Source organism: Bradyrhizobium sp. NBAIM08, assembly GCF_020193935.1.
Lineage (GTDB): Bacteria > Pseudomonadota > Alphaproteobacteria > Rhizobiales > Xanthobacteraceae > Bradyrhizobium > Bradyrhizobium yuanmingense.
In genome coordinates this window covers 1-461 of the sequence record NZ_JADYVR010000236.1, presented here as the reverse complement: position 1 = coordinate 461, position 461 = coordinate 1, and the positions used below count along the sequence as shown (strand labels likewise).

Below are 461 nucleotides of genomic sequence, written 5' to 3'. Positions count from 1 at the left end.
CCTCAGAATGGCGATGTCGACGCACCTTGCGGATCGCGTCCGTCGCTTTCTCGCTTCGCCAGAGGAATGGCGACGCTTCCCCGACGACGTGCGCGAATGGCTAGAAGTGCAGCAGCGCCGCTCTATTCTTCCCCACCCCGACCAGCTTCTGGTCGAGACCTTCCCGCACGCGGGCCGCCATCATATGGTGCTTTACAGCTTCGAAGGCTGGAACGCGCACCAGTCGCTCGGCATGCTGATCACGCGCCGCATGGAGAGCGCCGGCCTCAAGCCTTTGGGCTTTGTCTCCAACGATTATGCGCTCGCCGTTTACGGCCTCGAGCCGATCAAGGATCCGGCCGCCTTGCTTTCCCCCGACATTCTCGAGGACGAGTTCGTCGAGTGGGTGCAGTGCTCGAACCTCCTGAAGCGCGCTTTCCGGGAGGTCGCGATCATCGGCGGCCTGGTCGAGCGCCAGCAGC

The 461-nt window shown here is 63.6% G+C and carries 1 pseudogene; it reads left to right on the top strand.

Going from position 1 to position 461, the window contains the following annotated elements:
* Positions 1–7 precede the first annotated feature (7 nt).
* Positions 8–461 (top strand): annotated as a pseudogene (locus I6F37_RS39275) (DNA ligase-associated DEXH box helicase); the annotation flags it as partial.